Below are 21,317 nucleotides of genomic sequence, written 5' to 3' on the forward strand. Positions count from 1 at the left end.
GTCCTAACTCTGCTTTAAGAATCCCTTGCTTTTTCAATTGATTCCTTATGAGCAAATTCAAAAATAGTCAATATAATAGGTAAATAAATAATTCTTTGAATATCAGTATAAAATAACGTTAAGGAAACAAGTAAAAAATATGGACAGAGGGTGATAAGTTCAATACTTTTTAATTGTAATGCATTTTCTTTGTTATTCTTTAAAGTTCTGATAATTTTCCTTATTGTAAATACAAGAAATAAGCCTCCACAAAGTCCATAAATAGATAAAAATCCAATTATTCCAATATCAGAAGTGTTATAAGTTCCAAAAGGCCCATGATTTAAGAGAACATAATCTGGAGAAGATATATCTATAAATCCTCTACCAATTATTCCATTGCTAAATATTTGTCTAGAATAAAACAAAATTTCTTGGCTTCTTATAAGAGTACTACTAACTCTATCACCTGTCATAAATGAGGAGAAAAATTTAGATAAAGAATCATTAGCCATTAGAAATATAACGGGCACCAAGATTATATAGACAACTATGCTCATGCCTTGATTTCTTCTTTTAATGAATAAAACGGATATAGAGAAAGAAATCAGTAACGCAATTATATACATACGTGTTTGTGAAACCAAAAGAATATAGATTAATTCGATTAACAATAGTATCCATAATTTCGATTTATTTATACTAAACGCATTCCCAGTAACTATCTTAGAAAATAATAGCACGGAAGAAAACGCTATAAAATCCGCTGGACGTGCGATCCTCGGGTTAATACTTTTGGATAATACAACTAAATTTTCATCATTGAAGATTAGAAATGCATCTAACCCACTTTTAAAAAATAAGTATTGAACTATAAGCAAAATACTGTATATAGTACCAAACAAAATAATGCTATTTATCAGAAAATGATAGTTTTTTTTATCTTTCCAACAAAAATAAGATAAAAAATAAAACAACAATATAATATAGTAGAAGTAGCTAACTCTTAAAACACTCAAAATTGATTGATTGTAAATAAGCATGCTCATAATACTAATAACTATCGTTGAGAATAAAAAAATGACAATCGGCGTATTATAATACCTCGACACAGTATGGCGTGACATTTTTTCAAATAAAAACCATAAAACAAATGAAAAAAGGCACACGATTAAAGTTAGTTGCTTTGTGTGATACGATGTCAATGCGCTAATGAAGGTCGGCAATTTAATCAAGGAAAAGAAATTTGTTTCAATTAAAAGTAGGAAAATTACAATAAATTGATATATTTTTTTCATTGTTTCACCATATTCTCAGGTCTTTTTTGGGGCACTAATATATTTATTACTCTCTTTAGCTCACCAGAAATTAAAAGTATTCCTAAGTAAACCAATCCTATGAGCGTAATTTTTAAAACCAAAGTAAATAAGGGGGTACCCGATAATTTGAAATTCCCACTTGCAATATAAGTAATAAATACTGAAATCACAGTCCATCTAATTACAACTATGAATTCTCTTAAACTTTGCTTTAGTACTACGTTTATCAGTACATAAAAGGTTTGAAAAAAATTTATTATATAGGCAATGGTTATTCCAATACTAACATAAACTATTTCACCTTTTAGAACTCCAAATACTATACCACTAATAATTAATGTAGAAGATGCTAAACCTGAAAGAAATAAATACTTCGTGTTTCCTGAAGCTTGAAATATTGAACCACTCGCTGACATTATCATTTGAAAGCCAATCGACAAGGACATAATTTTGAAGGGAACAATACTTCCGCTCCATTGAGATCCGTACAACACTGTAATAATTTCAGTTGCACATGAAAAGCATACAATCGAAATGAATCCTCCTAATACAGCCAGTACTCTTACAACTTTAAGAAACTGTTTATAAATCATACTATAATTGTTCTGATAATCAGAGAGCACCGGGTGTAAAACTGGTGTAACAGCATTAGTTAAGTACTGTACTGGCATCAATACCAATTTATATGCCATATTATAATAACCCAAAGCCGCTTCACCGATAGATTTTCCAATTAGAAAGCTATCAAGATTTCTAGCAAAATAATTTATCAGGTTAAACAACATTTGATACATTGAATATTCTTTAATTTTTTCTAATGGTTTAGCATTAAATTCTAACTTAAATTTAACTTTGCTATAATACAAATTAAAAATGAATAAGAGCATTGCGTAAAAAATTGATTGATAGACTATTGAAAAATAGCCAACTTTAGATAGCGCACTAATTATTGCTATTGTTCCACTCAACAGAGTGGTTGAAATAGTAATAAAACCCATTAATTTGAATTCCTTTTTTTTCTGTAATACAGCTTGAGGTATAATATTCCATATACTAAACACAACAGAAAAAGTCAGTAAATGCCCTATTAAACGATAAACAGAATCATCATATATCAATACAATTAGTTCAGTAATCCCTATAAAAACTATACCAAATAGTAAACCCAGAATAATCATTATAAAAAAGAAATTGGAAATATCTCGATCAGATAAATCCCTTTTTTGAATTATTGCTGCTCCTATACCCATGTCTCCAATTACAAGAAAAAAATTTGTAAACACTGTAAGCACTGCCACTATTCCAAAATCCCTTGGACTGAGCACTCGAGATAAGATCATGGTTACAACAAACATGATTATGATATATAAATACTTAGAGATAATTGTTACTATTATTCCATTTCGAAGTTTTCCCACAGTATCAAATACCTTTCTCCCCATGACTTAATCCCATCAAATTCAAAAAAACTTTTGCTGAATGCCGTTGATGGTTTATTTTAAATAATTCCTTATCAAACTCCTTTTTTACTACTTTATTTGTTGATTGATCCTCATAGTGCAATACTTGTACTATAGGTGAATATATTATTTTCATGTTTTTTTTGTTGCAAAGATAGGTCAGAATATCTTCTTCAAAATACAAAAAAGTTTCCGAAAAAAAAGCCTCTTTTTCTCTAGACACGTACAATGGTGAAAATACAACACAAGCTCCATGAAGCACTACATTTTCTTGTTCGTATTTATACAAAATATCACTATCATTCATATTTCTTGAATTCTTAACCTTCCTATAAAATTGAAGTGATTTTTTCCCAACTATTCCTTTCATTATATATTTTAATCTATTTCTAATTATTTTATTTTCAAAGTCATCCCAAACCTTCAAATATTCTCTCAGTTCTTTACTAGATAACGGTTTGGCCCTTAAGGGACTTTGATGAAGACTCCTACTTAATGAAAGAATATCTGGTCCCATAACATAAAATTGCTTCTCGTTATATAATTGAATTATTTTCTCGACAAACAAAGATTGCTTTATCAATGTATCATTATTAAGTATTATAATGTAATTTGCCTGCAATTCCTCTTTGGCATAGCAATACCCTATATTATTGCCTTTTGCATACCCAATGTTATCTTTATTAATTATAGTGTGGATATTATCAAAAGCCTCAAAGCTTTTTTTAATAAATTCTCCCGAACCATCACTAGATCCATTATCAACAATAATAATATGAACATTTTCTCGTAAGATATTATCGATCAATGAGTTAATGCAATCTGATGTAGCCTTTTCATCTTTATAATGCAGTACTACAAAACATACCTTATCCATTTCAGTCTCCTATTGCCTCAAAAATTATTTAAGTAATTTAACCATTTGTAAATCATATATTAGATTCTCACATGCATATTTAATCATCTCTTTTTTGTAATCTTCTGCTGATATTTCTTTAAACCAATTAATAACATTATTAAAATCAAATATATTCTCATCTTCCAATACCTTATATTGATATTTGAAATCCTTAGGAAAAGATTTATCAGGGTTTGCTATCACGAAAGGTAACCCAAAAGCACAATATTCTTTATTTTTTATGGAGGTATCATATTTAGCGTTTCTCCTATAGTAACCTAAGCCTCCTAGTGCTACATGATAATTCCTTACTTCCGACTGAATATCTTCAACGTCTCTATATTTTTTAAAAATCACATTTTTTTCAATATTCAAATCAGAAGATAGTTTTCTTAGGTTATTGAGTTCCTTAGTCTCATTGCTAATGATATAAAGATAAATTTCTTTTTCTCCTTTATACGCAGCTAAACTTCGTAAAGCTCTATCATAACCATGCCAGTAATTAACATGAGCCAGAGCCATAACATTGAATTCCTTTCCAATCTTTTTCGGCTCTGCATATAAATGTTTTATAGAAGATATATCTATCGCATTGTTAAACTCAACCATTTTATGATCTAATACACAATCATTTTGTACGACTACTGGAATTCGATCTATGTACTTGTAAATAAACCTTTGAAAATAGAAATTTTCAGCAAAAGTAGCAATAATACTTTTAATTCTATTGACTTTATCAAAGGGGTACGTAGGTATTTCATATAATATTTCCCTTGAGTTATTTTTTTTAATTTTTTTAAAGATTAGCGACCAACCTGTTATATCTAAACCAAGTCTTCTAAAATAGAATAATTTAAAGTCGTACTTGCTTATTAACCGATCTATATAAGAACTCAACTCATATCTTGGTTTCAAAGTATATTTTGAGTAATTCTGAAGCTTGAAGGTTTCTAAAGTCATCATTTCTCCATTAGTGAAGTTACTAAACTCGCAGCTTCCATTCTCGCAAATTGTTAATAGATAAGTATCATATCCAAAATTCCTCAGAGAACTCATTTGCCCTAATATTTTGTTCCTATAACTTTCAAAATCATAAACAATATATATTGCATTTTTCATTTTTATGTTCCCTTTCAAAAGATTGATAGTAATATAGAAAATGACTACATTCTTATCATATTAGGAAAATAAATATCCTCTCCCTCTTTTTTGTTTTTATACCATTTCTCAGGTGCAATAACTATTTTTTCTTCATAATTTGACAAATAAGCACCAAACCAAGAAAATGAACTATTAGATATAATAAAATGTTTACATTTACTCATAATAGTTATTCCTTCATAGTCAGACGCGTCTTCAATATATGTTACTTCCTGACCAAATGAAAAAAGGGCTTTACATTTATTTATATCATCACTAAAAATATATATTTTAATATTATTCACTCGTTTTTTTATATAATCTATTCCCTTATAAAAGAACCCCTCAGAAAAAACATTCAAATTACTATTTAAATAGTCTTCACCACATCTAATACTGATTGCAACACTGTTAACCGACATTACTTCCTCAACGATATTTTGAGTTTTAATCAGAAAGTCTTTTTTAACCACCAATTCTTTCAGCAGTACATCTTTAACTGCATCAAAGTAAAAAGGACTTTGAAAATAACCATATACAAATAAATCCCCCCCCCCCTTATACTTTGGAGTGGGGTAATAAAAAGCATCAAAATTATAGAAAAATCCCCACTTAGCCATCAAATGAAACAGTAGAGTTCCCATTTTATTTTTCCGTCTGATTTTTTTGATCATAAACTGTACAATATGATAAATTCTCCTAGTTAAACCATACCTATATCTATCATTCAAAGGGACCATAGCCGCGCTAAAAATATGAACTTTATCATTTAGTTGGAATTTATTTAATGAAAATTCTCTTACTTTATAATTTCGATATCCTCTTAAATCTAAATAAATATCTGCATTATATATTTCTTGTAAATATCTTGCATATGCATATTGGAATAATTGATTTCCCAATCCACCCATAACTCGGATTATTATCTTTTTGTTCTCACTCACTGACCCTTTCATTTCATCATCACCTAGTTGAATTATACTTATTCATTCTCCCCTGTGCATAATCATGATATGCTTTATTTATCATTTTGATTTTCTGACATTTATTCTTATCAAAAAATATAATAAAAATAATCTGTTTTAAGCTTCCCAGGAACCTAAAAGAAAACCTTCTTAATCCTTTAAGATATTTATCTGAGTAATAAAGTCTATTTCTGAAAATATAATAGTTCCTCAATGTATTATGTTCCGAATATTGAAACCCAAATAAATTCCTAGTACCTTCACCTAAACTTTGATTCAAGAAAGAATTATTCAAAACAACTATCTTTAAGGCTAATGTGTTCAACTGCATGCAGTAATCATAATCTAATCTGTCAATAAAGTAGTTTTCATCAAACCCTGAAGTGTATAAGTATGATTTAAGATTGATTGCGCTACCTGAGGTAATAACCCATTTAACGTTATTAGACAAATTAGTGCCTAAACTTGCCATGGAATCTTTTTTTGATTTGTTAGATTTCCAATTTAAGAATATTATCTTCGGTGCTATAATACCAACATCTGTTAAATCGTTATTTGAAATAAACTCCATTAAAATATTTAAACTCGAATTTTCAAAAACACTGTCTTGATCCATAGTTATGATATAATCAAATCCATCTTTAATTGCTTTATTACATAAATCGTTTAATGCTTTTGCCATTCCCATATTGCTTCTCTGAGGCATATAATGATAAAATTTTTCATTTGAAAATGCCTCCGGAATTTTTGAATCTGGCTCCTCTGTATTATCATATATATATATCTTATTAATAAATTTTGAATACAATAGTATATTGTTTATATTTTCTTGGCTGGGATAATATAAAACAACTCCCAAACATAGCTCCATCTATTATCCCCTCACATTCATCCAAAAACACGATAAAATCATCTAAATACCAAAGATATTAATTCCCCTGAGCATCAGTTCTCAAAAACACCTTGTAAATTTTCATTCTAATACCATTTGGTAACACAGCTACCGCCCCTTGAGCTAAAGCTGACAAAAAAAAGTCTAAAAGTGAATAAAAACCTATTTTTCTAAGATGCCACTTAAAGAGAATAATGCATTTAAAATACGAAACGCCCCCTCGTCTTTTATACATATTTCTATTAGCACGCATATAAAGTAAAGGTTCATCAATATTGGCGCTTATCGCTCCATTCATAAGAATCCTTGCCCATAGATAGTAATCTTCAAATAGCTCAAAATGCTTATATCCCCCAGCTTGTAAGACTACTGATTTTTTGTACATTACAGCAGGATGGTTAAAGGGATTTCTTTTTTTTGCAAACTTAAGAATTGATTCGTGTGTTAATGGAAGTCTTTTTATTGATTTGACCTTATCAGTATTAACCTCAAATTCCATGATTGATGAACTCACTATTGAGAGTAATTCGTTTTCTTCAAACATTTTTATTTGTTTCTCACATCGATCTTTCTTAGAAATGTCATCCGTATCCATACGAGCTATAAGTTCATTCTTACAATAATTCATTCCTATATTTAAAGCTTCGCCCAGTCCTTTGTTTTCCCTTAACGGTATAGTTTTTAAACAAGGCTCGTTAGCAAACTCATTCAAAACCTGCTCAAGTGATGGTGTTAAAGTACCATCTTTAACTATAATTATTTCGTCCGGCTTAAGAGTCTGTTGCAGCATACTTTCTATACTTTCACGCAAATAACTGGGATTTTCTTTATAATATAAAGACATTAGTACAGAATACTTTGTATTTTTCATAGCACGTACTCCAATTATTAGTTACTTTTATTAATTGAACTTTCAAATTCCTCAACATCAACCATGTAATCTCCTGTCAATTCATAATCATAAACTAATGAACCAAATAGTTTTCTAAGAATTCCGAATTCAGGAATAATAATCAAAATATTAGCTAAACTCCTCGAAAATCTTACTTGTTTATGATTATTTGATGCGATATGCTTAACAAGCACTTGAATATCAACGTATTCCTTATTTTGGGGATGAAAGACACCAGCTTCTTTTCTATCTACTATTCCCCTAATAAACTCACATAAGTTATCTATATAAAGCATACTTCTTTTATTATTAAGTTCAGGGAATAGCGGAGACCAAAGCACTAATCTTTTTAATTTCGAGTAATTCCCAGGACAATCTGGTCCATAAATAATAGGAGGCCTAATGACTGTTACTCTGAAATTCTCTCCTTCCATTTTTCTAATTTCATTCTCAGCTTGAAACTTTGATTTTCCATATAAAGTATTTGGTCTCTCTACAGTTTGTTTATCAATTACCACCACATTTTTAGTGCTTCCCTCCACTCCAAAAACTGCCATTGTACTTAGGAATACAAATTGGCTAACCCCATCTTTTTTTGCTTTTTTAGAAAGTTCAACTGTCAAATCTCTATTAACTTTGTAATATGATTCGCTCATTGCTTGCTTTTCTTTTTTATGCACTAGTGCAGCCGTATGAAATAGAACATCATAATCAGAAAACTTATGTTTCTTCCATTCATCGTCTCTAACAGATATAAAATCCACTTCATATTCTTTTGGCCACTGTTTTAACCAAGCTGCAAATTTCTTCCCTATATAACCATTTTGACCTGTTACAAGTATTTTCATATAGGATCTCCGAATCATTGAATCTATTTATTTATAATGTTCTAAGATTGCTTGTTACCTTCGATAATTCCCTCTCTCTTAACAACATTGTATATCGTCTTAAAAAAAACTAGAAAATCAAAAGATAAAGATAAAAGATTTAGATATTCACCATCAAACTTAGCCTTCTCTTCAATAGGCAGTTCATCTCGGCCATTGATTTGCGCCCAACCAGTTAGTCCAGGTTTTATATTATTTGCTTTATATTTATCACGTTCAGCTATAAGATCATACTGATTCCACAATGCAGGACGCGGACCAACAATACTCATTTCGCCTTTAAGTATATTTATAATCTGAGGAAGTTCATCCAAGCTTGTTTTCCTAAGAAATTTGCCGACTGAAGTGATGAAAAAGTCAGGATCTTGCAGCAAATGAGTAGGCATATCACTTGGTGTATCCGTACGCATGGTTCTAAACTTCAAAATATAAAATTCACTCTTATTCTTCCCTAGCCGCTTTTGTTTGAATAGTACTGGCCCTTTTGAAGTGAACTTGATTACCACTGCAATTATCAAGAAAAAAGGCCATAATAGGAGTATTCCGATTAGAGCCATCATAAAATCTACGAGTTGTTTTATTACGATATAAGGTCTCATTTGTTCACCTAACCCTTAAGAACTCTTCACTATGCACTCCCATCACTTATCCGATGAAGTGATGGGAGATACTCAGTAATTAATCAAAGGTAACTCTTGTGACTTATCCCCCAAGCTTTGACAATCCTTGCTGCACTGACGCATTAAATGCTTTTCTATACTCAGCGATGATCGCTGTGCTATAGCCATTATTGTTTAGTTTTTGTTCAGCGTCAGCAACTATACTATTAAAACTGGATGTAAATGAGGCGAGTTGTTCCTTGCCTTTGGCAATTAGTGCATTCCTTGTGGCATCATCTGTTGCTGCCAAATATTCAAAAGCAAGACCGCCAAGTGAGGATTGGGCTTCGGATTTCAATGCATTCAACTTGTCTTCAGTTTCACTGGTGATAGCCTCATAAGATACCTTACCATTGGAAGATCCACCGCCTGTGGCTCCTCCCGCAGCACCAGGTGCAGCCGAAGCAGCTGGTGTGGATGTCGCATTTGGCATAGTAGTGGCTACAGGGGTTGCTGTTGCTCCAGGATTGCCTTGGCCTGTTCCATTAGCACTCCCAGCCGATTGCTTTTGATAAGTTTTGGAAGCAGCTGTGATCGTCTTATTTTTCTGATCCCAGCTAATGGAATTACCTACAGATTCCGATAAAAAGCGAAGAGGGACATATAACGATCCATTCAGTAAATAGCTGCCTTGACCGGATGGAACCGCCTTAGCTGAACCACTAAATACATAGCTGGCTTTTACTTTACCTAATACGATGTTTTTGCCCGTAGTAACTGCACTGCTTCCGTTCCCGGCATTCATTAAGTACTCCTTGATCACTACCAATTCCGAGCTGCTTGGTTCAGCCACTGTAACTTTTACATTCTTGGCGTCCCAACTCACGCTCTTTTGCAAGGCATACGACATGAAACGCAGAGGTACATACGTAGTATTGTTATGCATGAATACATATTGTCCGGGAGGCGGCTGTATTGTGACTCCGTCAAAGACCATCTTCACATCCATAGTGGGAACTTTGATCGAATCACTGATTGTAGATGCTGATGCGGACAATGGCGCCGATGCTGTTAATGGTGCAATTCCTACCAGCATAAGCAGCAGCAACGCCGCCGCTGGAAATTTCGCTTTAGACACGATTATTCACTTCCTTTTTCTTGAGCTTTTGCTTTTTCTTCTTCAGCTAAAACTTGGTCACGTGACTTTCCTTGGCTCAGACCATATTTCTTAGCGACCTGTACCAGCTCGTTATATTGTTCTTCTGAAACTTTACCAAGAATGATGCTGCGTGCTTCACGTTTCTCTTCGTTAGTCAGTCCACCAGCGGCTAATTCTTGAAGCTTTTTGATATCTGATACACTCAGTTGTTGTGCCACTATAGCTGCAACGTCAGCTTTATCTTTTATCGATACACTGCCTTGAACTTCCTTCGCCTTGTCTGGTGAAATATGAGCTATTCCATCCTTACCCTCTGGTGTTGGGGCTGGGCTGCTTGCAGGCTTATTAGTACTAGCAGCCGCTTGCTCTCCATTATCCGCTTTTTTATCACCGGCACCATCTGAGGCCGGAGTACTCGAAGGTGATACCGCGGATGTTGGCTCCACTTTGGATCCTGGCGCTGCTGAAGCCGTTGGTTCCGCAGTCGGATCACCCGCAGCTACAGGAGGTTCAACAACTTCTCCTTGGGTTACATTACTGGTAGTCTCGTCTGCTTCTACATCGAAGCCGTCAGCCATTGAATTCATTAGCTTATCTACTGCATAGTTGGCTGCGAACAGGCCCGCAACTCCTAACACGACAATCACCGACAGCGTCCAGAACAATACTTTCTTCCATCTTTTGTTGAACACTTCAGGTACCTCCATAGGATTGAATTAGCTAATCGCAGCTTGAGCTACCGGCTGCATCGGTACAATCTGGTTAATGACTTCACGAATAGCGTCTCCGTCTTCGGACAGTACACGTTCCAAGCGTTTGAACTCCAACTCCAGCTGATTCTGGCTGAGGACGTTGGGTCTGCCAATGAAGATCCGGTTATGCTGGGTGGAACCCAGATTCTCCTCGGCTGTCAACAGTTCTTCATACAGCTTCTCGCCTTCCCGTATTCCGGAGAAGGTAATCTCAATATCCTTATAAGGCTCATAGCCGGACAAGGTAATCAGGTCTTCCGCCAGTGTCAGAATCCTCACAGGTTGGCCCATATCCAGGACAAAGACTTCTCCGCCATTCGCAAATGATCCAGACTGTATGACCAGTTGTACCGCTTCCGGAATTGTCATAAAATAACGTACCATCTCGGGATGGGTCACGGTAACCGGTCCGCCCGCAGCGATCTGCTGCTTGAAAGCTGGAATGACGCTGCCCCGGCTGCCCAAGACATTGCCGAAACGTACTGCTGAGAATTTGGTTGGGCTGGATGTGTTGAGGCTCTGCACATACATTTCTGCGATACGTTTGGTCGCTCCCATCACGCTGGTTGGGTTAACGGCTTTGTCCGAGGAGATTAACACGAACCGTTCCGCTCCATATTTGTCAGCACAGTCAGCAACATTACGGGTCCCGAAGACATTGTTCTTAATGGCCTCGGAAGGATTGCGTTCCATCAGAGGAACGTGTTTATGCGCTGCCGCATGAAAGACTACCTGCGGGCTATGACTCTGGAATACTTCCATCATCCGCGTGCGGTCCTGAACATCCGCAATTACGGTAACAATGTTCAGATCCGGGAAGCTCTTCCGTAGTTCCATCTCGATCGTGTAAATACTGTTTTCACCGTGTCCGAGTATTAACAGCTTGTCTGGTGCAAAAGGGGAGATCTGACGGCATAGCTCTGAGCCAATCGAGCCTCCGGCTCCGGTGACTAATACCGTCTTGTTATGTACATACCCGAGAATGCTGTTCATGTCAGCCACAATCGGTTCGCGTCCGAGCAAATCTTCTACGCTGACATCACGCAGCTTTTTTACCGAAATTTTGCCGGCAATCAAGTCATTAAGTGCAGGAATAATCTTCAGCTTGGCCCCGGTGGCCTTCGCCAGGTTAATAATCTCGGAGATTTCCGTTCTGGATACAGAAGGCATAGCGATAATAATCTCATGAATTTCGAGTTCCTTCACAAGCCGGGGAATATCATAACGGTTGCCGAGAACGGGTACCCCCAAGATAGACAGATGGTATTTATCTGCACTGTCATCAATGAAGCCGACAATTCGCGTATGGGCAAATGAAGGACCCATCATTTCCCGGGCGATCAGTATTCCGCAGTCACCGGCACCCACAATCAGGGTATGAGTCTCTGTATCCTTGGAGTTAATTCGATCATTGCGGAAAATTCTCCAGCAGAAGCGGACTCCGCCCACCAGGAGCAGGATCGTTTCCATCGCGCGTACCTCAATACTGAGAGGGACCCGTTCCGGCAAAATGATAAATGCCGCCACAAAAGAAAGAACAGCTCCTACAACGATCGCTTTGAATACAGAAATGATCTCATCAATGCTGGCATACTGCCATAATCTGCGGTACAAGCCAAAATAGATCAGACTGCCTCCAAAGGTTACTGTCGCAATAAGACCGAACACCAGCATCTGAAGCGTATATTCGTCAGGTATGCCCTTGGAAAACCGGAACATATAAGAAGTCACGATACTGAACCAGATGATCGCAAGGTCAATGAGGAATAATAAATAAACTCTGGTTTTCGCTGTCATTTTCAGTGCCTCCAAAAATAACATTTTTCTCTAAACAACTTAATTCCCGTAGTAGTAGTAATAATAACCTTCACTGGCTTTGCGCTTCACATTGTTCAGTACAACCCCTAGCATCTTCGCACCAACTCGGTCAAGGTTAGCCTTGGCCTTGGCTGCGATATCCCGCTTCACTTTGCCATAGCTGACCACCATAATGACTCCGTCACTTTTGGAGGCGATAATTTGTGCATCTGTGACAGCCAAAAGGGGCGGAGTATCGAACAAAATCATATCGTAGCGCTGACGAAGCTCCTGCAGCACAGCACTCATCCGGTTGGAGGCCATCATTTCTGCCGGATTTGGGGGAATTGGACCTGAAGTCATGATGGAGAGATTAGCTACACCTGAATCCTGAACGACATCCTCCAGATCAGCCTGCTGCGACAGCAGCGAAGACAGTCCAGCACGGTTGCTTAACGAAAATGTTTTATGAGCTGTAGGCTTGCGCAAATCCCCATCAATCAGCAAAACTTTTTTGTCCGCTTGGGCATAAGCTGCCGCAAGGTTGGCTGTAACCGTAGACTTTCCTTCTTCAGGGCCGGAGGAGGTAACCATAATGATCTGGATCTGCTCGTCTACGGAAGAGAAATCAATGTTCGTCCGCAGAGCGCGAAAAGCTTCCGATACAGGCGAACGCGGATTGGTCACGGTAATGAGATGGCGTTGTTTACTTGGCTGCTGTGACATGTTCGAGTTCTCCTGCCTTTCTGGTCAGCTTCTGGGCCTGTAATTCTGTGGACTTCGTTTCCTCTTGCCCCAGTCTGGTGATCATGGCGATCGTAGGCAGACCCAGATATTTCTCAATATCCTCTTCGGTCTTCAAGGTGTCATCCAGATATTCCAACAGGAAGGCGATGCCCAGGCCAATCATCAATGAAACGATAAAAGCAATTGCCAGGTTCATTACAACGTTAGGCTCAACAGGTCCCGGTGCAACCGGCGGATCAACCTTAGCCTCATTCAGGATGGATACGTTCTGCACATTGAACAGGGAAGGAATCTCCTGCTTGAACACAAGTGAAATGGCATTCACAATTTCTGCAGCTTTCTGGTACGAATTATCTCGAACGACAAGTGTCATCACCTGCGTATTATTTACGGAACTCACATTAACCTTCTTGAGCAGGTCCTCCGCAGTAAGATTGAATTGCGGATAGTTTTTGGCTACGACATCTAGAATAGCGGGTGTCTTGATAATTTCCTTGTACGTATTAATTAACTGAATATTGGTATTAATCTGATTAAGGTCAAGCTGTGCCACAGTAGACTGAGTAGGCGTCTGATTAACGATAATCTTGGTAGAGGCTTCATACACCGGATTCTTAATATATAGGCTGTATACTCCGGCAAGAATACAAACCACAACCACAATGCTTACAATCATCCACAGTCTCTTCCTGACGATCTGGAAATAATCGCGAAGATCCAATTCTTGTGCTGACAAGTGAATTTCCCTCCAAGCTGTTTCTGTAATATTCATCCTATATACAATGAACTCGTGAATCTAGAATATGAGTTCGCAAGTTCAAGGTATATAAGCTAAAAAAGTGCCTCCTCTCACCGAAACGAGAGGAGGCTCTCCACTTGCTTATAATAAAAGCTTTTACTTGAAGTTGATGGTACGGTAGATGATTACAGCTGCTTCTGCACGGGTAGCCGTGTTGTTCGGGTTGAACTTGCCGGCATTGCCGATAACCAGGTTATGGCTGGCTGCAAAGGCTACGCCATCCTTCAGGGAAGCAGCGATCTTCGCAGCATCCGCGAATTTAGTCAATGACGAAGCATCTCCTGCAGTAGCTTGCGGGTTAACAGTCTTGACCGCACGGGCAATCATCGTGGCCATTTCAGCACGGGTGATGGTTGCGTTCGGATCGAACTGGGAAGCGCTGCGGCCAGTCACGATGCCCTTCTCAGCAGCAACAGCTACATAAGGAGCGTACCAGGCTGTGGAGGCAACATCGCCGAAGCTTTCAGTAGCTGTGCTGTTCTCCAGGTTCAGCGCACGGATCAGCATCTTGGAGAATTCAGCGCGGGTAACATTGCTCTTCGGAGCGAACTTGCTTGCGCCAACACCTTCAATTGCGCCTTTAGCGGCTACAACTTGAATTTGTCTTCCAGCCCATGCTTGTACGCTTGCAACGTCGTTGAAGTTCACTTTGTTCTCAACTACTGCATAAGTCGAGAAGGTATCGCGTGGCTCAACGATATAATCACCGTCAACTACGCCGCCATGGAATTCGAGGGCTTTGTAGACCACCTTGGACACGGAGAGCAATTCCTTGTCAAGGCCAGTTGTATTGGCCAAAGGAAGCTTAATGGTCAATGGCTGTTTGAAGGTTGCTGTCTTCACGCCGCCTACTGTCAGATCGAAAGAGTACACTTTCGAAGCCAGCTTCAGGCTGGTCAGGGAAGTCACTGTTGTGTCAGCTTCATTCGTAACGGTCAGTGTTACTGCATCACTGAACTGGGATACCGGAATAGTAACTGTAAGGCCGTTGAAGGTTACTGCGATATTAGCAATACCTTTTGCCTTAGCGGCTTCAATGATCGCTTTGGACAGTGGAACTTCTACTACCTTAGCGTTTACAGTGCCCAAGTTCAGGGTAAGGGTAAGGCCAGTCTTTCCAGGGTTCGCTGCCAGCAATGCATCAAAAGCCTTGATCACATCAGCATCAACCAGCTTCAGGGTTGCTTTGTCGCCGACAATGCTAACCAATTTGGAGACATCGTAGAATCCAGGAGTAGCAGTTGGATTAGTGACTACTGCAGCTGTTCCGCCACCACCGCCACTGCCACTGCCACTGCCACCACCTGGGTTAGTAGTAGTCAACGGATAAGCGCGAAGATAGGCCAAAGCAAGTGATTGAGCTGCTTTTCTGGCAGATTTAATTTCTGTATTTACATTATCAAGGGTAAGCACGAGGTCATCAGCAGTAATACCCAGATTGTAAACTGCTTGACTTACTGTCAACGCGCCAGTACCGATTCTATGGTCGAGAACCTTGTAGACAGCGTCCTTCACCAGAGTTTTCTGTGAAGCAGGATCAGAAACAATGTTGACCAGGTCCGCACCGGATTTGCTAGCCAGCATATTGCGAAGCTCTGCTTCCACGCCGTTAGAAGCGAAGAAGAAATCCAGAATGTCGTCAAAGCTAAGGTTTGGAACGTTGGCCTGGGTTGCAATTGTATTGAACAAAGCAACATTATCCTTATCAAAACGAATGTCTTTCAGCACATTGATATCATTTGCGTATACATCGTATACTACGCTGGAAACGCTCTGGAACAATTTCAAGGAAGTAGCTTTTTCTGGATCAGTCAGTTTAATATCCTTAAGAACCGGCTCGAAAATTTTCTCGAACTTCGTTTGACTAAGTAAAGCAACTTCATCTGAATAGTTCTTCAAATAGGTTACTTCTGTTGCGGTCAAGTTTTTGTAAATAGCGGTAATCTTGTCCTTAACGGCCTGATGGCCAACTTCAGCCGCTGCAGCGGTTCCAACCAGTCCCAGATGTTGAGCCAGACCAGTACTGCTGAACGGAAAACCTGCAAAGGATGCTGCTGTCATGCTTGCTGCTAGTGTTGATACTGCCAACTTTTTCTTCAAAGACACTTTTCATCCACCTCTTTGTATGTATTTTATTTCTAGTTCTACTGCTAGCATAGATAGAGCCGAAACCCTATGACTACACTACTCTGATAAAAAATAACATTAAACCAGTAATACCCATTCTACCATCAATAGAACGCGAGGTCACCCTTTACGAGAAAAAAATCCGAACAATCTATGAAGTTTGCTGTGGGATTGTAGATAATCTGCTCGAATAATCTCCTCATTGCCAATGATTTTTAGCGCATTTTGACGAAAAAAGTCGGATACTGTCGCTCCTAATTCTTTGGTCAAAACCCCGTAGGCCTCACTCAGACCAAAAGGACGATGCTGATTGTCATGGGCGTCCGAGGCAATCACATGTACAGCATTCCTCCGGCACAGGTCCAGCGACAGCTTCTGCAGCTTGCTTCCGAACGTTCCGGCCAGGCTCTGGGCAGTAAGCTGGCCCAGTGCGCCAAGCTCTATTAATCTTGTTAACTTGGAAGGATCGGCAGCTACCTCCGCATTGCGCTCCGGATGGGCAATTACTGGTACGAAGCCTTGAATCAGCAGTTCATGGCAGGTCTCCTCCATCGAACGCGGTACCCGCGAAGAAGGCATTTCCAGCAAAATATAGCGTGAACCTGCTAGCGTCAGAAGCTGGCCCTGCTCCAGATCATTCAGCAGATCACTATAGATGCGGATTTCCTGGCCGGGAAGCACCTGCAGCAGAACACCGGCCTGCCGGAGCCTCTGATTCAGCTGTTCCACAGCTGGTCCTATATTCGGAGCGGGGTTCACATATACTCCGTTGGCATGATGAGGCGTGGCGACAACAGTGGATATTCCATCCTTCCCGGCAGCCTGCGCCATGGCGAGAGCCGCATCCCAATCGGCAGCCCCGTCGTCCATGAAGGGTAGAATGTGGCTATGGATATCTATCATATGCTTTTTATCGGTCCCTCTCTTACGTATATTTATAGATTTTCTAAAAAAAATACAACCATTTCGCTAGGAAATGATTGCTAAATTTTAAAATAGTATTCCCGCTAGGCTTCCAGTTCGAACAGCTTCCGGGTGATCCGGGCAAGGTTCCTGTCAATCTCTTGGATCTCCTCATTCCGGCATACCCGGTTACGCTGATCAAGCAGACGGTCAATAGTGACACGCAAGCTCACAATCTCCTGCTCGACCGCATCGGACTTGTAGAGACGCAGCATTTCGGCAAGCGAATGCTTGTGCTGATAGACCAGCTTGCTGCCCAGCGGCGTAACCTCAGAGACTCTGCGGACCGAGCCGTTCTCGTATACATACACCATGGTGAAGCCTTGATATATTCGATTTACCGTTCCGGTTCCCTTGTAGGTGACGAACAGCTTGCGGATTGCGTTATTCAGATGCGGGTTCACAATTCGGCAGGACAAGGCGCATACATAGATGCTCCCTCTTTGCTGGAAGGACAAATGAACCTCCTCGCCCCCAGCTTCCTCCAGGACGATTTCCTGTTCCCCGCCGCCCAGAATCTTCACCCGGTGGCTGATGAAGCAGGTATCGGCCGTAAGCAGAAACTGTTTCATTTGAAATTCCGTCATTTGCAAAGTCGCCTTCACATATTCTGTTGCCAATCTCTGAGCCATGACCATCCCTCAATTCTTTGTAACAGCCTTTAGCATGATTATACAATGAAGAGCAGCAGGTTTTCTCATCAGGGGGAACAGGATATAGGCCGATAATTCATCTTATAACGGGAGAAAAGGATAAGAGCCGCGGAATACATATGTATTCCTCACTATTCTGTGAGTAATGCGCGCTGATCCTATGGAATACGCATCACAAGGTTACCATTCAAGCTTCGGAAGGATCTTCCGGCTGCGCTTCATTTCCAGCATCTTCAATCTCCGGCTCCATAGCCGGCTCCTCTTCGGATGCCTGATTATAACGCTCAATCAGCTCCCATAGTTCATCCCTGCCGAGACCGATCTCAGAGGAAAAGGAAATGAAGTTATCGCCCGGCAGCACGCCCAGCTCCTGCTTCATAATCTTGATGTGCTTCGGCCAGCGGGTTTTGGGAATCTTGTCTGCTTTGGTAGCCACAACACACAGGGGCAGATCGTAATGCTTCAGCCAGTCAAACATCATCTTGTCATTGCCCGTAGGCGGGTGGCGGAGATCCACAATGAGCAGGACCAGCTTCAGAGTGTCGCGCTCGGCCAGATATTTCTCAACCATTTTGCCCCAGGAGGCGCGCTGGGTTTTGGATACCTTTGCATAGCCATAGCCGGGGAAGTCGACAAAATACATACTTTCGTTGACCCGGTAATAGTTCATATGCTGCGTCTTGCCCGGTGTAGAACTGGTGCGGGCCAGATTTTTACGGTTAATCATCCGGTTGATCAGAGAAGACTTCCCGACGTTGGAGCGCCCTGCCAGAGCAATCTCGGGCAAGGCGTCAACAGGGTATTGATCAGGGCCTACGGCACTGATGATAAATTCGGCATTGTTAACTTTCATAGGACTTCCTTTCTAATGCACACTACTTGGCGCTTCACTGCTGATTTCATTATGGTGTTCGACCAGCGCATGCTTCAGCACCTGATCCATATGGGAGACCGGCACGAACTCCACATCGCTGCGGACGCTTTCCGGGATGTCCTTCAAGTCGCGCTCGTTGTCCTTTGGCAGCAGGATTTTTTTGTACCCGGCCCGGTGGGCGGCAAGCGACTTCTCCTTCAGTCCGCCAATCGGCAGGACCCGGCCGCGCAGCGTAATCTCGCCGGTCATCGCCACATCCTTCGATACATAACGTTTCGTAAGCGCAGAGATTAGCGCGGTAGCAATCGTAATCCCTGCGGACGGACCGTCCTTGGGAATGGCGCCTTCGGGGATGTGGATGTGAATATCGTTCTTTTCATAAAAATCGGGTGCCAGCCCCAGCTCCTCGGCCTTCGAACGGGTATAGCTGAAGGCAGCCTGCGCTGATTCCTTCATCACATCGCCCAGTTGTCCCGTCAGGGTCAGCTTGCCGGTTCCCTGGACCACCGTCACTTCGATGAGCAGCGTATCGCCGCCCACTTCCGTCCAGGCCAGTCCGGTAACCGTGCCGATCTGATCCTCTAGCTCCGCCATTCCGTAGCGGTACTTCGAAGCGCCCAGGTAATCTTTGACCTCAGAAGGAAGAATGCTTACCTGCTCCTTCTCGCCAGATACGATAATCTTAGCGGCCTTACGGCACAGCGCAGCGATCTGCTGTTCCAGATTGCGCACCCCGGATTCCCGGGTATACTCGCGGACAATCTTCAGCAGAGTATCGTCTTCAATGGACAGCTGCGTGTCCTCCAGACCGTGGTTCTTACGCTGCTTCGGCAGCAGGTAGCGGCTGGCAATCTGCAGCTTCTCCAGCTCAGTATAGCCGGGAATGAACAGCATCTCCATCCGGTCCAGCAGCGGACGCGGAATGTTATGCACGGTATTGGCCGTCGTCACGAACATGACGTTCGAGAGGTCAAACGGCAGCTCGACAAAATGGTCGCTGAACGTGTTGTTCTGTTCAGGGTCCAGCACTTCCAGCAGCGCAGCCGACGGGTCGCCGCGGAAATCCGCAGCCATCTTGTCGATCTCATCCAGCAGGAATACCGGATTGATGCTGCCTGCAGTCTTCATGCCCTGAATGATCCGGCCCGGCATCGCACCGACATAGGTGCGGCGGTGGCCGCGGATCTCGGCTTCGTCACGCACGCCGCCCAGCGAAATGCGCACGAACTTGCGGTTCAGCGAACGGGCGATGGAGCGCGCGAGCGAGGTTTTGCCGACACCCGGAGGGCCTACCAGACAGAGAATCGGCCCCTTCAGCTTCTTGACCAGCTTCTGCACCGCAAGATACTCCAGCACACGCTCCTTGGGCTTCTCCAGACCATAATGATCCGCATCCAGCACCTGCTCTGCCTTCAGGATATCCAGGTCATCCTCCGTGGACTCGGTCCACGGCAGACTCAGCAGCATATCGACATAATTGCGGATCACACCGCCCTCAGCCGAGCTTGCGGGCATTTTTTCGAGCCGGTCGATCTCTTTCTCAATCTTTTCCTTTACGCGTTCAGGCAGGTCTTTCTCTTCCATCAGGCTGCGCAGCTCATCGGCTTCGCCGGCCCGGCCTTCCTTGTCGCCAAGCTCCTTCTGGATTGCTTTCATCTGCTCACGGAGATAATACTCTTTCTGCGTCTTCTCCATCTGCTTCTTCACCCGCTGGTTGATCTTGCGTTCGAGTTCCAGCACCTCACGCTCATTGTTGAGGATATCCAGCAGCTTCTCCAGACGTTTGCTGACATCGATCGTCTCCAGGATCTCCTGCTTATCCTTGATCTTCAGCGCCAAATGGCTCGTAATGACGTCGGCCAGCCGGCCCGGCTCTTCGATATCGGATACGGCGGCGAGCGTCTCGGGAGTGACTTTTTTGGAGAGGGTGATGTAATGCTCAAACTGGTTCAGCACGGTGCGCATCAAGGCATCGCTCTGCTGGTCCACATCCTCCTCCTCAGGCAGCACACGCGCCATTACCTCGTAATACTCCTCGTTGTCCGTATAGTTAATAATTTCGGCCCGTTCCACGCCCTCCACAAGCACACGGATCGTGCCGTTGGGAAGCTTGAGCATCTGCCGCACATTGGCGACCGTGCCGACCCGGAAAATATCTTCTTGTCCCGGCTCCTCGATATTCACTTCCGACTGGGAGCAGAGGAGAATCAGGTTATCTTCAACCATAGCTTTTTCCAGCGCCCGAACTGACTTCTCGCGTCCCACATCCAGGTGAAGAACCATGCTGGGATATACAAGAAGACCTCTAAGCGGCAATAAAGGAAAACGACGACCTTTGGATTTGCTTTGTATCATCGCTTTCGCACCTCCCATGGTTCTCAAGTAGTGTCATATGCTTCATTCTAACAAAAGCGG

Annotated in this window: 19 protein-coding genes; all 19 read right to left on the reverse strand. The window is 41.2% G+C overall.

What is annotated here, in order from left to right; translation table 11 throughout:
- Window positions 1–14 precede the first annotated feature (14 nt).
- Entirely contained in the window at window positions 15–539 is a 525-nt protein-coding gene (locus tag BLQ82_RS31565) for a hypothetical protein (RefSeq protein WP_143013492.1), read from the reverse strand.
- 734 nt (window positions 540–1,273) lie between these two features.
- The gene (locus tag BLQ82_RS18835; protein WP_074648397.1) at window positions 1,274–2,740 is read right to left on the reverse strand and encodes a lipopolysaccharide biosynthesis protein; all 1,467 of its coding nucleotides are present in this window, start codon (window positions 2,738–2,740) and stop codon (window positions 1,274–1,276) included.
- On the reverse strand, window positions 2,721–3,635 hold the full coding sequence (locus tag BLQ82_RS18840) for a glycosyltransferase (RefSeq protein ID WP_074648399.1): 915 nt from the start codon (window positions 3,633–3,635) through the stop codon (window positions 2,721–2,723). Before BLQ82_RS18840 ends, BLQ82_RS18835 begins: the two co-directional genes overlap by 20 nt.
- A 24-nt stretch (window positions 3,636–3,659) precedes the next feature.
- Window positions 3,660–4,775, reverse strand: a complete 1,116-nt coding sequence (locus BLQ82_RS18845) for a glycosyltransferase (RefSeq protein ID WP_074648401.1) — start codon at window positions 4,773–4,775, stop codon at window positions 3,660–3,662.
- A 44-nt stretch (window positions 4,776–4,819) separates the two neighbouring features.
- Window positions 4,820–5,752 carry an alpha-1,2-fucosyltransferase gene (locus tag BLQ82_RS18850; RefSeq protein ID WP_074648403.1) on the reverse strand — a complete coding sequence of 311 codons (933 nt, stop codon included), beginning with the start codon at window positions 5,750–5,752 and terminating at the stop codon, window positions 4,820–4,822.
- A 7-nt stretch (window positions 5,753–5,759) separates the two neighbouring features.
- On the reverse strand, window positions 5,760–6,632 hold the full coding sequence (locus BLQ82_RS18855) for a glycosyltransferase (RefSeq protein WP_074648405.1): 873 nt from the start codon (window positions 6,630–6,632) through the stop codon (window positions 5,760–5,762).
- A gap of 58 nt (window positions 6,633–6,690) precedes the next feature.
- The gene (locus BLQ82_RS18860) at window positions 6,691–7,524 is read right to left on the reverse strand and encodes a glycosyltransferase family 2 protein (RefSeq protein WP_062523320.1); all 834 of its coding nucleotides are present in this window, start codon (window positions 7,522–7,524) and stop codon (window positions 6,691–6,693) included.
- A 17-nt stretch (window positions 7,525–7,541) separates the two neighbouring features.
- Window positions 7,542–8,393, reverse strand: a complete 852-nt coding sequence (locus BLQ82_RS18865) for an NAD-dependent epimerase/dehydratase family protein (RefSeq protein ID WP_062523321.1) — start codon at window positions 8,391–8,393, stop codon at window positions 7,542–7,544.
- 41 nt (window positions 8,394–8,434) lie between these two features.
- Window positions 8,435–9,031 (reverse strand): sugar transferase, encoded by a 597-nt coding sequence (locus tag BLQ82_RS18870; RefSeq protein ID WP_062523322.1) that lies wholly within the window; start codon window positions 9,029–9,031, stop codon window positions 8,435–8,437.
- Window positions 9,032–9,134: 103 nt separating this feature from the next.
- On the reverse strand, window positions 9,135–10,169 hold the full coding sequence (locus tag BLQ82_RS18875; protein ID WP_062523323.1) for a copper amine oxidase N-terminal domain-containing protein: 1,035 nt from the start codon (window positions 10,167–10,169) through the stop codon (window positions 9,135–9,137).
- Window positions 10,170–10,171: 2 nt separating this feature from the next.
- A complete protein-coding gene (locus BLQ82_RS18880; protein ID WP_062523324.1) occupies window positions 10,172–10,882 on the reverse strand; it encodes a hypothetical protein in 711 nt (236 codons plus the stop codon).
- 24 nt (window positions 10,883–10,906) lie between these two features.
- Window positions 10,907–12,739, reverse strand: a complete 1,833-nt coding sequence (locus BLQ82_RS18885) for a polysaccharide biosynthesis protein (RefSeq protein ID WP_062523325.1) — start codon at window positions 12,737–12,739, stop codon at window positions 10,907–10,909.
- 39 nt (window positions 12,740–12,778) lie between these two features.
- Window positions 12,779–13,465, reverse strand: coding sequence for a CpsD/CapB family tyrosine-protein kinase (locus tag BLQ82_RS18890; RefSeq protein WP_020430232.1), 687 nt, complete (start codon window positions 13,463–13,465; stop codon window positions 12,779–12,781).
- Window positions 13,446–14,222 carry a YveK family protein gene (locus tag BLQ82_RS18895; RefSeq protein ID WP_082722653.1) on the reverse strand — a complete coding sequence of 259 codons (777 nt, stop codon included), beginning with the start codon at window positions 14,220–14,222 and terminating at the stop codon, window positions 13,446–13,448. The genes BLQ82_RS18890 and BLQ82_RS18895 overlap by 20 nt, the downstream gene beginning before the upstream one ends.
- A 159-nt stretch (window positions 14,223–14,381) precedes the next feature.
- Window positions 14,382–16,346 carry an S-layer homology domain-containing protein gene (locus BLQ82_RS18900; RefSeq protein WP_143013493.1) on the reverse strand — a complete coding sequence of 655 codons (1,965 nt, stop codon included), beginning with the start codon at window positions 16,344–16,346 and terminating at the stop codon, window positions 14,382–14,384.
- Between the two features lie 186 nt (window positions 16,347–16,532).
- Window positions 16,533–17,315, reverse strand: coding sequence for a tyrosine-protein phosphatase (locus BLQ82_RS18905; RefSeq protein WP_074648407.1), 783 nt, complete (start codon window positions 17,313–17,315; stop codon window positions 16,533–16,535).
- Between the two features lie 104 nt (window positions 17,316–17,419).
- Window positions 17,420–18,007: a hypothetical protein gene (locus tag BLQ82_RS18910; RefSeq protein WP_062523329.1), complete on the reverse strand. Its 588-nt coding sequence runs from the start codon at window positions 18,005–18,007 to the stop codon at window positions 17,420–17,422.
- Between the two features lie 208 nt (window positions 18,008–18,215).
- Window positions 18,216–18,881 (reverse strand): ribosome biogenesis GTP-binding protein YihA/YsxC, encoded by a 666-nt coding sequence (gene yihA / locus BLQ82_RS18915; protein ID WP_062523330.1) that lies wholly within the window; start codon window positions 18,879–18,881, stop codon window positions 18,216–18,218.
- Between the two features lie 12 nt (window positions 18,882–18,893).
- Complete coding sequence (gene lon, locus BLQ82_RS18920; protein ID WP_062523331.1) at window positions 18,894–21,257, reverse strand: endopeptidase La; 2,364 nt, start codon at window positions 21,255–21,257, stop codon at window positions 18,894–18,896.
- Window positions 21,258–21,317 lie beyond the last annotated feature (60 nt).

Source organism: Paenibacillus jilunlii (genome assembly GCF_900102965.1).
In the GTDB taxonomy this organism is placed as follows: domain Bacteria; phylum Bacillota; class Bacilli; order Paenibacillales; family Paenibacillaceae; genus Paenibacillus_AQ; species Paenibacillus_AQ jilunlii.

Excerpts from the sequence above, each read along its gene's own strand:
- BLQ82_RS18840 (WP_074648399.1), bottom strand. The coding sequence starts at position 3,635 with ATGGATAAGGTATGTTTTGTAGTACTGCATTATAAAGATGAAAAGGCT.
- yihA (WP_062523330.1), bottom strand. The coding sequence starts at position 18,881 with ATGAAAGTTAACAATGCCGAATTTATCATCAGTGCCGTAGGCCCTGAT.
- BLQ82_RS18900 (WP_143013493.1), bottom strand. The coding sequence starts at position 16,346 with ATGACAGCAGCATCCTTTGCAGGTTTTCCGTTCAGCAGTACTGGTCTG.
- BLQ82_RS18910 (WP_062523329.1), bottom strand. The coding sequence starts at position 18,007 with ATGGCTCAGAGATTGGCAACAGAATATGTGAAGGCGACTTTGCAAATG.
- BLQ82_RS18865 (WP_062523321.1), bottom strand. The coding sequence starts at position 8,393 with ATGAAAATACTTGTAACAGGTCAAAATGGTTATATAGGGAAGAAATTT.
- BLQ82_RS18845 (WP_074648401.1), bottom strand. The coding sequence starts at position 4,775 with ATGAAAAATGCAATATATATTGTTTATGATTTTGAAAGTTATAGGAAC.
- BLQ82_RS18860 (WP_062523320.1), bottom strand. The coding sequence starts at position 7,524 with ATGAAAAATACAAAGTATTCTGTACTAATGTCTTTATATTATAAAGAA.
- lon (WP_062523331.1), bottom strand. The coding sequence starts at position 21,257 with ATGATACAAAGCAAATCCAAAGGTCGTCGTTTTCCTTTATTGCCGCTT.
- BLQ82_RS18835 (WP_074648397.1), bottom strand. The coding sequence starts at position 2,740 with ATGGGGAGAAAGGTATTTGATACTGTGGGAAAACTTCGAAATGGAATA.
- BLQ82_RS18905 (WP_074648407.1), bottom strand. The coding sequence starts at position 17,315 with ATGATAGATATCCATAGCCACATTCTACCCTTCATGGACGACGGGGCT.
- BLQ82_RS18855 (WP_074648405.1), bottom strand. The coding sequence starts at position 6,632 with ATGGAGCTATGTTTGGGAGTTGTTTTATATTATCCCAGCCAAGAAAAT.
- BLQ82_RS18890 (WP_020430232.1), bottom strand. The coding sequence starts at position 13,465 with ATGTCACAGCAGCCAAGTAAACAACGCCATCTCATTACCGTGACCAAT.
- BLQ82_RS18885 (WP_062523325.1), bottom strand. The coding sequence starts at position 12,739 with ATGACAGCGAAAACCAGAGTTTATTTATTATTCCTCATTGACCTTGCG.
- BLQ82_RS18850 (WP_074648403.1), bottom strand. The coding sequence starts at position 5,752 with ATGAAAGGGTCAGTGAGTGAGAACAAAAAGATAATAATCCGAGTTATG.
- BLQ82_RS18870 (WP_062523322.1), bottom strand. The coding sequence starts at position 9,031 with ATGAGACCTTATATCGTAATAAAACAACTCGTAGATTTTATGATGGCT.
- BLQ82_RS31565 (WP_143013492.1), bottom strand. The coding sequence starts at position 539 with ATGAGCATAGTTGTCTATATAATCTTGGTGCCCGTTATATTTCTAATG.